Origin of the sequence: Micromonospora sp. NPDC048830 (assembly GCF_043198215.1) — a bacterium.
Taxonomy (GTDB): Bacteria; Actinomycetota; Actinomycetes; order Mycobacteriales; family Micromonosporaceae; genus Micromonospora.
Genome location: NZ_JBICUP010000027.1, coordinates 22464 through 36577, shown reverse-complemented (window position 1 = coordinate 36577; position 14114 = coordinate 22464). Strand labels below are relative to the sequence as shown.

Annotated in this window: 11 protein-coding genes; 5 read left to right on the top strand and 6 right to left on the bottom strand. The window is 69.1% G+C overall.

From position 1 onward, the window contains the following. Positions 1-75: 75 nt before the first annotated feature. From ACGFIZ_RS22065 to ACGFIZ_RS22045, 5 genes are all read left to right on the top strand, one after another. Complete coding sequence (locus tag ACGFIZ_RS22065) at positions 76-1011, top strand: WD40 repeat domain-containing protein (RefSeq protein ID WP_393421980.1); 936 nt, start codon at positions 76-78, stop codon at positions 1009-1011. A 49-nt stretch (positions 1012-1060) separates the two neighbouring features. Continuing rightward, positions 1061-1573, top strand: a complete 513-nt coding sequence (locus tag ACGFIZ_RS22060) for a DinB family protein (protein WP_393421978.1) — start codon at positions 1061-1063, stop codon at positions 1571-1573. A 563-nt stretch (positions 1574-2136) separates the two neighbouring features. Further along, positions 2137-4008 carry a B12-binding domain-containing radical SAM protein gene (locus ACGFIZ_RS22055; RefSeq protein ID WP_393421976.1) on the top strand — a complete coding sequence of 624 codons (1872 nt, stop codon included), beginning with the start codon at positions 2137-2139 and terminating at the stop codon, positions 4006-4008. Between the two features lie 557 nt (positions 4009-4565). Continuing rightward, positions 4566-5921 (top strand): aminotransferase class III-fold pyridoxal phosphate-dependent enzyme, encoded by a 1356-nt coding sequence (locus tag ACGFIZ_RS22050; protein ID WP_393421974.1) that lies wholly within the window; start codon positions 4566-4568, stop codon positions 5919-5921. Between the two features lie 34 nt (positions 5922-5955). Further along, entirely contained in the window at positions 5956-6768 is an 813-nt protein-coding gene (locus ACGFIZ_RS22045; protein ID WP_393421972.1) for an APH(3') family aminoglycoside O-phosphotransferase, read from the top strand. Between the two features lie 155 nt (positions 6769-6923). Here the strand turns inward: ACGFIZ_RS22045 and queF are convergent, their stop codons facing one another. From queF to ACGFIZ_RS22015, 6 genes are read right to left on the bottom strand one after another with little or no spacing between them, the layout of a single operon-like run. Then, positions 6924-7295, bottom strand: a complete 372-nt coding sequence (queF, locus tag ACGFIZ_RS22040) for a preQ(1) synthase (protein ID WP_347668771.1) — start codon at positions 7293-7295, stop codon at positions 6924-6926. Positions 7296-7302: 7 nt separating this feature from the next. After that, positions 7303-8559: a DegT/DnrJ/EryC1/StrS family aminotransferase gene (locus ACGFIZ_RS22035; protein WP_393421970.1), complete on the bottom strand. Its 1257-nt coding sequence runs from the start codon at positions 8557-8559 to the stop codon at positions 7303-7305. Further along, complete coding sequence (locus ACGFIZ_RS22030) at positions 8559-10538, bottom strand: radical SAM protein (protein WP_347668769.1); 1980 nt, start codon at positions 10536-10538, stop codon at positions 8559-8561. The genes ACGFIZ_RS22035 and ACGFIZ_RS22030 overlap by 1 nt, the downstream gene beginning before the upstream one ends. Before the next feature lies 1 nt (position 10539). Next, positions 10540-11808 carry a glycosyltransferase family 4 protein gene (locus tag ACGFIZ_RS22025; protein ID WP_393421968.1) on the bottom strand — a complete coding sequence of 423 codons (1269 nt, stop codon included), beginning with the start codon at positions 11806-11808 and terminating at the stop codon, positions 10540-10542. After that, entirely contained in the window at positions 11801-12826 is a 1026-nt protein-coding gene (locus ACGFIZ_RS22020; RefSeq protein WP_393421966.1) for a Gfo/Idh/MocA family protein, read from the bottom strand. The genes ACGFIZ_RS22025 and ACGFIZ_RS22020 overlap by 8 nt, the downstream gene beginning before the upstream one ends. After that, positions 12819-14003: a 2-deoxy-scyllo-inosose synthase gene (locus ACGFIZ_RS22015; RefSeq protein WP_393421964.1), complete on the bottom strand. Its 1185-nt coding sequence runs from the start codon at positions 14001-14003 to the stop codon at positions 12819-12821. Before ACGFIZ_RS22015 ends, ACGFIZ_RS22020 begins: the two co-directional genes overlap by 8 nt. Positions 14004-14114 lie beyond the last annotated feature (111 nt).

Below are 14114 nucleotides of genomic sequence, written 5' to 3'. Positions count from 1 at the left end.
CCCGGTGCCGCGCCGCACGGTGCGGCACCGGGCCACTCCTGTCACCCACACCCACGTCGAGAACGGAGCACGCGCGTGGAGCCGGTAGCAGTTCCCCCCACCCAACCGTCCCTGGTGCTCAGGGGACACCGGGAGGGCGTCATCGGGGCGGTCTTCCACCCCGACGACCACCTCGTCGCCACCAGCGGCGAGGACGCCACCATCCGCCTGTGGGACGCCACCACCGGCGAGCAGGTCGGCGAGACGCTGACCGGGCACACGGACACCATCTGGCTCGTGACGTTCCACCCGGAGGGCCACCTCCTGGCCAGCGCCAGCGAGGACCGGACCGCCCGGATCTGGGACGTCGCCACCGGAAAACAGGTGGGCGACGCCCTCACCGGGCACACGGCCGGGGTCTACGGGGTCTCCTTCCACCCCGACGGCGGGCTCCTGGCCACCGGCAGCGCCGACCACACCGTACGGCTGTGGAAGGTCCCCGGCGGTGAGCCGGTGGGCGAGCCGCTCACCGAGAGCATGGACGAGATCGACGGGGTGGCCTTCCACCCGGACGGCCACCTGGTCGCCTCGACCGGCGACGCGGTGCGGCTGTACGACACCGCGACCGGCCGACCGGTCGGCGTGCCCCTGGTCGGGACCACGAAGGGAGCCGTGAGCGTCGCCTTCAGCCCGGACGGCCGGCTGCTGGCCAGCGGCTCGGACGACCTGACCGTCCGGATCTGGGACCATGCGGCCGGCCGCCCGGCGGTCGACCCGCTGGTCGGGCACACCGACGTCGTCGACGGCGTGACCTTCCACCCGAGCGGCCGGCTGCTGGTCAGCGCGGGCGAGGACTGCACGGTCCGGGTCTGGGACGTGGCCACCGGAAAGCAGGTCGGCGAGCTGGAGACGGGGCACAGCGCTCCCGTGTGGAACATGGGCTTCGACCGCTCCGGCTCGCGGATCGTCACCGCCAGCCAGGACGGGACCGCCCGGATCCTGCCGTTCCCGGCGTACCCTGCGGCCGGGTGACGGACCGCCGTTTTCCGCAGGTGACTCAGCTATCGAAAGGGACAATCCCATGACCTGGACCGCCCCTGCCGTCGACCGGAAGCCAGAACCGGCCCTGGGCGACGAGCGTGCCGTGCTGGCGGGCTGGCTCGACTACCACCGGGACACCCTGCTGCTCAAGTGCTCGGGCCTGACCGAGGAGCAGCTCAAGACCGCCGCCGTCCCGGTGACCAACGTGACGCTGCTCGGGCTGGTGCGCCACATGACCGAGCTGGAGCGCTGGCTGCGCAGTCTCTTCACCGGCGAGGAGGTCGAGGACCCGTACTCCACGGAGGGGAGCCCGGACGGCGCCTTCGACGACGTCGCGACCGCCGACGTGGTGGCCGACCTCGACCTCTTCCACCAGGAGGTGGAGCTGACCCGCAAGGCGTTCGGGCTGCGGGACCTCGGCGACACCTACGAGGACGAGGGCGAGGTGTACAACCTCCGCGCCACCGTGGTGCACATCCTCGAGGAGTACGCCCGGCACAACGGTCACGCCGACCTGATCCGGCAGACCATCGACGGCGCCACCGGCGCCTGACGCAGGCCGTACCGCACCGGACACCCGGGTGGAACGGGTACGGCTCCCTCGCCGGCGCATGTCGACGAGGGAGCCGTACGCTCTTGGCGTACGTGTGGATGTTGCCGTCCGGACGCCGCCACCGTCCCGGTCTCGAAGAACGCCACCCGATGGTCGCCTGGCAGATTGCTGTCAATCTTCCCGGCCAGCCGGCTCCACAGGTCGGGCGAGGATGCCGCCGGGACGCCCGGGCGCGCCCGCCTCGTACGGCGTGCATCCGTCAGCGTCGGCAATAAAACGTCAGGCTGACCCGCCTGCCCAGCGGCCTTCGGCCGGTCGCGGGGGACACGCATAGAAGGCCGCAAAGCCAAATCGCGAGTGCCTACCGGATGAGCTCGGCGAGCGGCGGTGGGTGATGAAGCGTCGCTTATCTGGGGAAATATTCATTACCGGTTGCCGATCGGGCAACCGGCTCTTTCCAGGTATTTGTTGGGGTTACCGCATCGATTACCGTGGTGTAGGTCAGGAGCAGCCAACGCACCCGCTGTTCGGGGCAGTGTCATTCTGTTACAGGAGGTAATCGAATGAAGGTATTCTTGGTCAAGCCTCCGATCCGCGGCTGCATGGTCGAGATTGGGCGGCACGTGCCGATCGGGCTCGCGTACGTGTCAGGCGCCCTGCGCGCCGCAGGTCACGAGACCGAGCTGTTCGACTCCCTCGCGTACGACGAGGACAACCACGTCGTGCCCGAGGCCGAGCTGACCCCCATCGAACGGGCCAAGCTGGACCGCCATCCGCGCTGGCGGCACATCATGCACTGGGGCGCCAAGATGGAGCGCATCGAGGCGGCCATGGCCGCCAGCGGCGCGGACGTGGTGGGCATCTCCTGCATGTTCACCCCCTACTACGAGACGGCCTACGAGCTGGCCCGGATGGCCAAGCGGGTGCTGCCGAACGCGAAGGTGGTGCTCGGCGGCCAGCACGGCACCGTCGCCTTCCAGCACGTCCTGCAGGTCCCCGAGATCGACGTGGTGATGCTCGGCGAGGCCGAGGTGTCCACCGTCGACCTGATGGAGGCGTTCGCCACCGGGCGGCCCCTGACCGAACTACTCAGCGTGGCCTTCCGCTGCGGCGAAGGGCTCTGCGACTGCGCCACGGCAGGCGCGCCACACATCCGCCCGCGCGCACCCTTCGTGGCCGACCTCGACGCCCTCGCGCCGCCGGCCGCGGACCAGCTCGACTTCGCCCGGTACGGCAACGCGGTCACCCTGATCACCAGCCGGGGCTGCCCGTTCTCCTGCTCGTTCTGCACGGTCCACGCCACGGTCGGCAAGCAGTTCCGGGCCCGGGACCCGGAGCGCGTGGTCGACGAGATCGAACACTACGTCCGGGTGCACGGGGTGCGGCGGTTCCTCGTCGAGGACGACAACTTCACCTTCGACATCGAGCGCGTGCACGCCATCTGCCAGGAGATCGTCCGCCGGGAACTGGACATCCGGTTGAGCCTGCCGAACGGGATGACCGTCGTGAAGCTCACCGAGGATCTGGTGGAGAGCATGGTCTCGGCCGGTTTCGACGACCTCTTCCTCGGCCTGGAGACGACCGACGCGGCCCGGCTGCGCAAGATGCGCAAGGGGTTCACCTCGTTGGACAAGGTCTCCGCCGGGGTGGCCCTGTTCGAGAAGTTCGGGCTCAGGGCGAGCGCCGCGATCATCGTCGGGCTCCCCGACCAGACCCTCGACGCGATCGTCCAGGACGCGGTGAACCTGACGCTGGCGGGCGTCGAGTTCTGGACGAACCCGTTCTACCCGATCTACGGCTCCCCGGACTACCAGACCTGCCTGACCAGGGGAATCGTCGATCCGCTGACCGACCCGGCCTTCTTCGACCAGTTCAACTTCGCCTTCGCCAACGGGGTGCTGGAGGCGGACGAGCTCTACACGGCCTGGGTCGGCACGCTGGCGATGGCGCTCTGGCCGGGGTACGTCCTGGAGGGCGAGGAGCGCCGCCGGCAGGGTCCGGTCTCCGTGGCCGAGGCCGGTGCGCGCCTGGTCGAGCACAGCATGGCGCAGCTCGACCCGGACGACCCGGAGGAGCTTCCGGCCACCGTGCGGGCGGTCCGGGAGACCGCGGACGGGCTGCTGGCCCTCGGCCACCCGCAGGGGTGTGTCTGCGTGATGCAGCACGTCGCCGACGTCGTCAAGGGCGCCGGCGCGGACCAGTTCTGCCGCTTCGCCGGGGACATGATCGCCGCCGCCATCGCGCTCTACAGCGGTGTGCCGCAGGTCAGCGCCCAGGTCGGGGCCCAGACGGCGGGGGACACCGAGGGGTGTTCGTTCCTCGTCCGCCCCACCGAGGACGAGCGGATCGGGCGGATCCAGCGGCGCTTCGTCGAGCTGCTCGACCAGGGGCGACGGGAGTCCGAGATGGTCGGGGCCGAGGCGGTCGTCGGCTGACCGCGGCGGGGTACGCCGGCGCCGGGCGGGCGCCCGGCGACGGCTTTCTCATTCCCACGCTCGGTCACCCAGGGTAGGCATGCCGACGTTTCCGATCGGGTCGCGACGCTTGGAAGAAGTGTTGCGGCCCGGCTTTTCGGGCAACTCGGCCGAGGCGCGCTGATTCGATCCGGGAAGAATGAGGTTCGCCCGGGCAACCGCGTGGTCTCGGCCTGTCCGTTCTCGTCGCGGAAAACCACGGTACGTGAGGTGTGGATGGAGGCGACCCCCGACGTGGTCCGTGACGCCCTGATTCGAGCGCTTGGAAACGTATGACCGGTGGTTACTCCACCCTGTTTACGCGATGCGACGGAAAGTTGAACCGCTAACCGTCAAGAGCTGTTTCGGCCATACCGCGCATAGTTGCGGTGCTATATGCTGGCGCGCACGGTGTTTTTGGGGGATGGCCGGTGGCGGCCGCCGACGACGGATCGGACATGCCGGTCGGACGGCTCGGCACGCATCCCGGCGACGTCCCTGGGCAAGATCATAAATCGGCGAGAGAAGGTAGCCAGGACATGGATTCTGCCAACTTGACGAACCGTGGGCTGATCGAGCGGGCCCGGCGCGTGACCGCGGCGGAGAAGTACGACATCCAGACGCGGTTCTCCTCGATGATCTCGTCGGGCGAGGGTGCGTGGCTCACCGACGTCGAGGGCAACCGCATGGTCGACCTCACGGCCTCCAGCGGCACCATCATCCTGGGGCACCGGCACCCCGCGGTGATCGAGGCGATCACGCGGCAGATCCGGGATTACGGTACGGCGTTCGCGTCGACGTTGTCGGTGCCGCGGGTGGAGTTGGCGGAGCGGCTGTGCGAGCGGTACGCCTGCGCGGAGAAGGTCGTGTTCCACAAGACCGGCTCCGAGGGTACGGCGCTGGCGACGCGGTTCGCGCGGGCGGCGACGGGCCGTGAGCTGATCCTGAGCTGTGGCTACCACGGCTGGCACGAGTGGCAGTTGGCGTCCGAGGAGTTCGGGTACCGGCAGTCCTCGGGTGTGGTGGGCTTCGGGTACAACGAGAAGGCCCTGGAGAAGATGCTGGACGCGTTCGGTGACGAGGTCGCCGGCGTGCTCATCTCGCCGGAGCTGCTGTACTTCGACCTCGACTACTACCGGCGGATGGCGGCGACGTGCGCCCGGTACGACGTGCCGTTCATGATGGACGAGGTGTACACCGGGTTCCGGGCGGGGCCGAAGGGTGTGCACGGGCTGGACGTTCCGGCCGACCTGATCGTGATCAGCAAGGGGCTGGCGAACGGCCACTCGTTGGCGGCGGTCATGGGCCGCCGGGATCTGATCGACGCGTACGACGTGGCGGGGGTCCAGGGGACGTACACGCGGGAGGTGCCGCCGATGGCGGCGGCGCTGGCGGTGATGGACGTGTTGGACACGCCGGGCGTGTACGAGAACGCGGAGCGGATGGGCCGCCGGCTGGCGGACGGGATGCGCGAGATCCTGACGGAGGCCGGCATCCCGAACTGGGTGGGTGGTCCTGACCTGATGTTCGACGTGGTGCTGCCGAACGACGAGCTGGGCTGGGAGATCTACGAGGCGGCGCACGAGTACGGCGTGTACTTCGAGGACAGTGGCACGCAGCTGGTGACGACCGCGTTCGACGAGGCCGCGGTGGATCACGCGCTGTCGGCGTTCCAGAAGGCGACGCGTCAGGTGGTGGCGGAGCGCCCCGACATCGCGCCGACGACGGGCGGTGAGCTGACGGAGGAGCGGAAGCTGGACTTCGCCGAGTGGGCGTTCGGTGGGCTGCTGCGGGACGACGAGCGGACCAACGCGCTGATCGACGAGACGATCGAGAAGGTGGTCAACCGGGACCGCAGCATCAGGCCGGTCCTCGTCCCCGACCCCAAGGCCTGACCGGCGGGCTGAGGAGACGGAGCCAGGGCCTGCGATGGTGACTGCGGCACCGATTCCGGTGGCCGGTTGGGGTGACCGGGGCGAACCGTGGGAGTGCCTGGGCGAACGCTCGTCCGGCGCGACGGTCTACCGCGTGGGGGAGGCGCCCTCCTTCTACGTGAAGACCACCCCGCCCCGGCACCCCGACGACCATCGGTTCAACCCGGTGAAGGAGGCCGAGCGGCTCGAGTGGCTGGCCGCCCGGGGGATCCCCGTTCCCGAGGTCGTGGCGGTGGACGCCAACGACGACCTCCAGTGGGTGGTCACCCGGACGCTGCCCGGGCGGCCGGCCGCCCGGCACTGGAAGCCGGAGGAACGCCGGCGCGTGATCGAGGTGGTCGCCGACATCGCGCGTACGCTGCACGACCTGCCGGTGGCGGAGTGCCCCTTCGAGCGGCGGGTGCCTGACCTGATCCACCAGGCGAAGGCCGGGATCGAGCTGGGCGCGTTCGACCCGGACGACGTGGACACCGCGCACGAGGGCTGGACGGTCCAGCAGCTCTGGGACGAGCTGAGCCGGATGACGCCCCCGCCCGAGGACGACCTCGTCGTCTGCCACGGCGACCTGTGCCTGGACAACGTGCTGATCGACCCCGAGACGCTGAACCTGGCCGGCGTCATCGACGTCGACCGGGTCGGCGTCGCCGACCGGTGGACCGACCTCGCCCTGGCGCTGTACAACATCGGCGAGGACGACGTCTGGGGCTACGGGCCGGCGTACAGCGAGCACTTCCTCCAACGGTACGGCTGCGCCACCGTCGACGAGTACAAGCTGACCTACTTCCAACTACTCGACGAGTTCCTCTGACCTGATCCGGGCGGGTCGGTGCCTCCGGGCACCGGCCCGCCCGCGTGCGTACCTGTCCCCAGCCGGACCGCGGGCGGAGGACGACGAGAACGGCGACGGCCGGTGGTTACGGGAACCACCGGCCGCCGCCGTCTTTCCGGGCCGTCCCGGGCGGGTCAGCGCTCGTACGTGCTCGACGCCGCGAGCGCGATGCCGCCCCGGACGTTGAAGTTGACCGTGACCTTGAGGAAGACCGGCTCGAGAGCGGCCACCAGGTCGTCACGCATCTTCGTCGCCAGGTGCTCGTGGAAGATCCCCTCGTCCCGGAACGTCTCCAGGTAGAGCTTGAGACTCTTCGTCTCCACTCCCCGGTCCCCGGGGCGGTAGTCGATCCGGATCGTCGCCCAGTCCGGCTGCCCCGTGATGGGGCAGCGGCAGGTGAACTCCCGGCAGTCGATGGTGATCTCCTGCGAGCTGTCGCCGATCGGGAAGGTTTCGAGGGATCGGTCGGGCGGGGTGTCCGCCCGACCGAGCTTCGTCAGAGCCATGGACCGATCATAGGCTCTGCTTCAGCGCCCCCAGATTGTCCCGGACCTTCACCACAGCGTCCAACATGTCCTGGACGTCCTCCGGCTCCACCGAAAGCATCGAGTGGTGGATCCAGACCGCTTCGTCCCACGCCACCCGCTCGGCGACCGGGAGGTGGAACGCGTCCGGGGAGATCCGCTCGCCGTACCGCTCCCGGATCGCCGGCCAGTCGTCGGCGGTGATGTGGAACAGCTCGTCGCGGTGCAGCGGCGGGTAGAAGGTGTTCCCCTCGAACTCCACGCCCTCGGCGAGCAGCGCCTCCAGGACCTTGTCCCGGTGCAGCCCGTCCCACGCCTGGGTGTCGAACCGGAAGAGCAGCTCGTACCGCTGGCGCCGGGTGACCCGCGGGTCCTCCGCCAGCGGGATGAAGCCGCCGATCTCGGTGAGCCCCTTGGTCAGCAGCTCCGCCATCGCGGTCCGCTGCCGGTCCAGCTCGTCGTACCGGTCGAGCTGGCCCAGCAGGACGGCCGCCTGCATCTCCGTGGCCCGGTGGTTCCAGCCGAAGATCCGGCCCGGGAACTTGTCGTACGGGGCCTCCTTGCGGCCGACGTGCGCCGCGGACATCGCCCGGTGGAACGCCTCCTCGGTGGCGGTGACCAGGAAGCCACCCTCGCCCGAGGTCATGATCTTGCTGGTCTCGAAGCTGTAGCTGCCGGCGTCGCCGATGGTGCCGACGCACTTGCCGCGCCACTCCGCGAAGTGGGCGTGCGCGCAGTCCTCGATGAGCAGCAGGTTGTGCCGGCGGCAGATGTCCAGCAGCGCGTCCATGTCGGCGACCTGGTTGCCCAGGTGCACCACCATGATCGCCCTGGTCCGGTCGGTGATCGCCTCCTCGACCTTCACCGGGTCGATGCACCAGTTGTCGTCGGAGATGTCGGCCAGCACCGGCACGGCGTTGACGTGCACGATGCCGGCGACCGTCCCGATCCAGGTGAAGGCGGTCGTGATGACCTCGTCGCCGGCGTGGATCCCGAGCGCGCGCAGCGCCATCGACAGGGTCACGGTGCCGTTGGCCGCCAGGAGGCCGTACTTCGCGCCGAGCCGGCCGGTGAACCGCTCGGCGAACTCCTGGTGCAGCGTGTTCGGGAAGGGGATGCCGCCGAGGTTGCGGGTCTCGATGACCTTACGGAGGCGCTCCACGTCCTCGGGGCCGACGTGCGGCCACTCCGGCCACGGCCGGGTGCGGAGCGGCTCACCGCCGAGGATGGCCAGTTTCTGCGTCATCAGTGGCTACCTGCCCCAGCGAGGGCCCCGAGGGCGATGTCCGGGTCGATTTCGAAGACGGTGCCCTTGTTGCTCATGTCCGTCCACTGCTGCTGAATCTTGTAGCCGATGGGCACCAGACCCTCGAACGGCATGTTGTTGTACTTCACCCAGTAGTTCTCCAATGCGAAGGAACCGGCCCGCAGGCTCAGTCGGTAGACCGAGTCGGACGGGTCGACCCGGCTGCGCTCCTGCTCCACGTCCACCTCGTGGGCGCCCTTGAACCGCTGCAGGGTGCGGACCAGGATGTCCCGGTAGACCTCCTGCGCCTCGTCGTCGCTGTACCCGGCGCGACGGGTGAAGTGCAGGTTGTGGTGGAAGCTCTGCTGCTCGTCGTCCTCGATGTGGATGCCGTACTCGTCCGGCCGGAGCTGGATCGGGGAGTTCCGCTCCACGATGAAGTCGGCGATCTGGTACGTCACCGTGTCGTGGTACTCGCTGAGGAACTCGTACAGCTCCTCGGCCTCGTGCCGCTCCTCGGTGGGCAGGCCGACGATGGTCATCAGGAACGGCTTGTAGCCCAGCTCGCGGCTGTCCTGGAGCAGCCGGTGGACGACGTCCATCCGGTTGCCCTTGCGGACCAGGTCGAGCAGGCGCTCGTTCGCCGTCTCCAGGCCGAACCGGAGCGTGCCCTGCGAGTCGCGCATCTTGGTCAGGACGGCCTTGTCGATGTTGCCCTCGAACCGGACGTCGACCTCCCAGAAGAGCTCCGGGCGCTTCTTCTCGATGAAGAAGTCGGCGATCTCCACCAGGCGCTTGGCCGGGAACACCGCGTCGGCGAAGTCGAAGTGGACGACCCCCTCGTACTTCTCCAGGAAGGTGTCGATGTCCTTCTGGAGGTTCTCGGTGCTGCGCTCCCGGTAGCTCCACGGCGCGAAGTTGGTGATCGCGTTGCAGAACGAGCACTTCATGTAGTAGCAGGAGCGCGAGCCCTGGAGGACCAGGCTGCCCTGCCCCTCCCGGAAGGTGGTGTACAGCGACAGGTCGAAGTCGCTGTAGTCCGGGGTCGGGATCAGGTTCATGTCCGCGACCCAGGAGATGTCGCCGCTGCGCTCGTAGTGGCCGTCCTCCTCACGCCAGTGCGTGTTGGGGACGTTCTCCCGCGGCTTCGACATCTCCAGCAGCAGCTTGCGGCCGACCGGCTTGGTGTCGAGCACGCTCTGCTCGGACATCGGCTTGCAGCCACCCGGGATGCCCTTCGGCCGCTCGCCACGGGAGAGCGCCTCGGCCATCTTCAGCAGCGGCTCCTCGCCCTCCCGGACGACCAGCGCGTCGATCAGGTCGCCCAGCTCGGGGCAGGTCTCCAGGCGGGGGATGAGCATGTCCGCGAAGGACGTCACCCACGGGCCGCCCCAGCAGATGTAGAGGTCCGGGTTCTCCTGCTTCATCAGGTAGCCCAGGGTCAGCGCGGGGATGACCTGGTTGTAACCCATGATGGAGAAGCCCATCAGGCCCAGCTCGGAGGCGGCGCCCGCGACCTTGTCGCGGTAGAACGCGTGGTAGATGTTCGCCTCCGGGTCGCGGACCAGCTTGGCGACCCGCTCCGGCTCGTCCCGCAGGATCGAGAGGAACTCACAGTACGAGTACGGGAAGGGCGGGTCCCAGATCGAGAGGCTCTCCGGGGCGACCTGGCACTGCTGGTTGAGCTCCCACTGCTCGAAGTTCGTGTCGGTGAAGTAGTTGCCCGTGATGTGGTTCAGGAAGAACTGCTTGATGAAGGGTTCGGTGAACTTGTGGTCGTTCACCGGGCCCTGCACCTGCTCGATCTCGACGCGGTCCAGCAGGTACTGGTTGAAGTCCGCGTTCAGGTCGAGGCCACGGGCGGGCATGCCCTTGTCTCGAAGGTAGGCCGTGAGGGTCGCCACCGAGATCGGCGGGGTCTCCGCCAACAGCGACGGTGGGAAGGCGACACCGGTGACGATCTTGCGAGGGGCAGTCATCTCAGGACTCCTCCATGAGGGATTGGTAGATCGCTTCCAGACGGGCGCCGGCCCCCGCGAGGGAGTACTCCCGATGCGGGATCGGCTCGGCGTTGTCCGCCAGGCGGCGGGCCAGTTCCGGGTCGTCGAGGACCATCTCGATCGACTCGGCGAGTTTCGGAGGGTCGAAGGGCGGCACCAGGACGCCGGTCTCCATGTGCTGGACCAGCTTGTGGACGCCGCTGACGTCGTGCGCCACCACCGGGCGCTTCATCAGCATGTACTCCAGCACCACGACGCCCAGTTCCTCGTACTGCGAGGGAAGGACGGCCAGGTTGGAGAGCGAGATGATCGACGGGATGTACTCGGGGGTCAGGAAGCCGGTGATGACCAGCTTGTCCGTCACCCCGAGCTGCCGGGCGAGTGCCTCGACGTCGCCGCGCTGCGGCCCGTCCCCGGCGATCAGGAAGCGGACGTCGCGCCGCTTGTTCACCTCGGCCGCGGCCTTGACGAACCAGTCGACGCCCTTCTCGGACGAGATCCGGCCGACGTAGAGGACCGTCGGGCGGTCGTCGGTCAGCCCGAACCGCTGCCGCAGCTCCTCCCGGCGCTCCGGGGTGTCGTGACTGACGAAGTTGTCCGTCACGAGGTGCGCCAGCCGGTGCACCCGGTCGTCCGGGACGTGGAGCTCGTCCCGGATCCGTTCCCGGACCTTGTCGCTGAGCGTCAGGACCGCCCCGGCGTGCTGGATGACGTACTTCTCGGCCGACTTCGCCACCGGGTCGGCCACCCGCTCGAACAGGGTGGTCGGGTGCTGGGTGAGCGACCGGCACGAGTAGATGTGCGCGACGATCGGCACGTCGAGCACCTGCGCCGCCGCGTACGCGTACGCGGGGGCCGAGCCGGAGCCGTCGCAGTGCGCGTGCACGATGCCGATCTCGCGCTTGAGCTGCTCCTTGTTGCGCATCACGTACAGCAGGCTGGCCTTGGCCCAGGCGCCGACCAGGCCGAAGTATCCCTCCAGCTTGGACGGGATCGGCAGGACCGGCAGGCGCCGGGCGTGCACGCTGATGTTCGGTGCGATCTGCAGGTCCTTCGGGATGCCGGGCGGTGCCATGGTGAGGACCCGCTGCGGGAAACCGCGGCGGGCCATCTCCGTGACGATCGCGTGGCCCAGGACGTGCATGCCGCCCATCGGGTCGAACCGTGGCTTCCACAGCTTCTGGTGATCGGCGTAGAGGAAGAACGGTGTCATCGAGAGCACGCCCCGGGGGGCGCTGTTGTCAGGCATCCAACTCCACTTTCCGTCCGTCGGCCGCGCTGCGGTAGGCAGCCTCCAGCGCACCGAGGATCGCCACGGCGTCCTCCGGGGTGTGCGCCATCGGCCGGCCGTCGAGCACCGCATCCACGACCTGACGGTCCTGGTGCACGTATCCGCTGTTGCGGATCCACTCCCACTCGGGGCGCAGCCACCCCTGGTTGGGTTCCCACACCTCGGTGAACTTGGTGTTGGTGTAGGCCGAGATGCCCATGCCCTGCCAGAGGTCGGCGCTGACCGAACCCTCCGTGCCGATCACCTCGACCGTGAGCTGCTCGCCACCCGGGCAGAGCCAGGAGACGTCGCACTGGCCGATCGCGCCGTCGGCGAACTCGACCAGGATCACGCCCTGGTCCTCGACGTCACCGGCGGCACTGAGCTGGCGGGTGCAGGCGGTGACCGAGCGGATCGCCTGCTTGCCGAGCATCCAGCGGCACAGCTCGATCGCGTGCCATCCGAGGTCGGTGAGGGCGCCACCACCGGCGGTCGCCTTCGACCGGAACCAGTCGGTGTCCGGGCCGGAGGTCCGGAAGGCCACCCGTACCGAGTGGACGGTGCCGAGCGCGTCCCGGTCCGCCACCAGCTCGCGGGCCCGGACGAACTTCGGGGCGTAGACGAAGTTGCCGCCGTGCACCAGCGTCACCCCGCGCTCCCGCGCGGCATCGGCGAGCTGCCGGGCGTGCCCGGTGGAGAGCACCAGCGGCTTCTCCACCAGGACGTGCCGGCCGGCGGCGATCGCCTGCGCCGCGATGGGCTCGTGCGTGGCGGCCGGGGTGGCCACCACGACGAGGCGGACCGCGTCGTCAGCCAGCGCCTCGTCGAGGGTCGCGGTGGGGCGCGCGCCGAACCGGGCGGCCAGTTCCGAGCCGACGCGCTCGTCCCGGTCGACCACCCACCGGAGCTCCACCCGCGGGTCGGCGGTCAGGACCTCGGCGTGCACCCCACCCATGAATCCGGCGCCGACCACGGCGACGCCCAAGCGCTCAACCATCCGCGGCTCCCACGGCGTCCGCCACCCGGACCGGCTCGGCCTCGGAAAGCAGTTCGAAGTTCGGCATCACCGGTCGGGCGATCTCGTTGATCACCTCGCCGACCAGGGCCATCGGGACGGAGACCAGCGGCCGGTCGTCCTGCCACAGCGGCTCGCCGAGCCCGCCGAGGAGGATCATGGCGCTGCTCTCGGCCGGGTCGCTGAGATAGCCGCGCTTGTTGTCGAAGCGCAGCCGGTGCATCACCTCGTCGAGGTCGATCTCCTCGGGGATGGTCACCATCGCGCCGGCCCGGGTGAGCAGCTCCCGGTGCAGGGCGACGGTGTCGTCGTCGAGGTGACCGAGCCGCCGGGACACCTCGGCCGCGACGACCATGCCGAGCCCGATCGCCTGGCCGTGGGAGATCCCGCCGGCCGCGGTGTACTCGATGGCGTGGCCGACCGTGTGGCCGTACTCCAGCACGAGGCCGGAGCGGCACTCGTGCATGTCCTCCTCGGTCACCGAGGCCTTCGCCCGGATGCTCTCCGAGATGATCTCGTACATCGTCTCGTCGTCGTAGACGGCGTCCTGCCGCAGCGACGTCCGGAGCATCTCGACCATGCTCGGGCGGATGGCCAGCGAGTTCTTGACCACCTCGCAGAGCCCGGCGACCGTCTCCCGGTACGGCAGGCTCCGCAACATGGCGGTGTCGGCCAGGACGGAGACCGGCGCGTAGAAGGTGCCGATCAGGTTCTTCCCCACGCCGGCGTTGACCGCCTGCTTCAGGGAGAGCACCGAGTCGGACATCGCGATGAGCGACGTCGGGATGTGGACAAGGCGGATCCCGCGGAAGAGCAGCGCGGCCATGAGCCCCGCGATGTTGCCGATCACCCCGCCCCCGACGGCCACCACCACCGAGGCGCGGTCCGCCCCGAGCTGGAGCGCCGACTCGGCCAGCGCGCCGACGGCCTGCAGGTCCTTGTACGGCTCGCCGGCTCGGTGGACGAGCAGGTTCGCCGGGACGTGGGGGGAGAGGCGTTCGACGAGTTCCGCGCCGAACAGTGGACCTGTGTTGCTGTCGCAGACGATCAGGAAACGACTGGCCGACATGGCGACCAGGTTGTCAACGATGGAACCTAGACAGTCGCTGCCGAGGCGGAACGGATAACGAACCGCACCCAGGCGTATCTCGACCTCCATACGTAACCCTTCGTCACGGGTCCCTTCAACCCTCGGTTTGGGCCCTTGCCAACGGAAGCCCAGGACAGGACTCCCGATCACGCAAACCGGCACCGGGCCGGCGGGGTTGTC

Bases quoted from the DNA above. Each gene is read 5' to 3' on its own strand.
- ACGFIZ_RS22060 (WP_393421978.1), top strand. From the start codon at position 1,061: ATGACCTGGACCGCCCCTGCCGTCGACCGGAAGCCAGAACCGGCCCTG.
- ACGFIZ_RS22055 (WP_393421976.1), top strand. From the start codon at position 2,137: ATGAAGGTATTCTTGGTCAAGCCTCCGATCCGCGGCTGCATGGTCGAG.
- ACGFIZ_RS22050 (WP_393421974.1), top strand. From the start codon at position 4,566: ATGGATTCTGCCAACTTGACGAACCGTGGGCTGATCGAGCGGGCCCGG.
- ACGFIZ_RS22045 (WP_393421972.1), top strand. From the start codon at position 5,956: ATGGTGACTGCGGCACCGATTCCGGTGGCCGGTTGGGGTGACCGGGGC.
- queF (WP_347668771.1), bottom strand. From the start codon at position 7,295: ATGGCTCTGACGAAGCTCGGTCGGGCGGACACCCCGCCCGACCGATCC.
- ACGFIZ_RS22035 (WP_393421970.1), bottom strand. From the start codon at position 8,559: ATGACGCAGAAACTGGCCATCCTCGGCGGTGAGCCGCTCCGCACCCGG.
- ACGFIZ_RS22030 (WP_347668769.1), bottom strand. From the start codon at position 10,538: ATGACTGCCCCTCGCAAGATCGTCACCGGTGTCGCCTTCCCACCGTCG.
- ACGFIZ_RS22025 (WP_393421968.1), bottom strand. From the start codon at position 11,808: ATGCCTGACAACAGCGCCCCCCGGGGCGTGCTCTCGATGACACCGTTC.
- ACGFIZ_RS22020 (WP_393421966.1), bottom strand. From the start codon at position 12,826: ATGGTTGAGCGCTTGGGCGTCGCCGTGGTCGGCGCCGGATTCATGGGT.
- ACGFIZ_RS22015 (WP_393421964.1), bottom strand. From the start codon at position 14,003: ATGGAGGTCGAGATACGCCTGGGTGCGGTTCGTTATCCGTTCCGCCTC.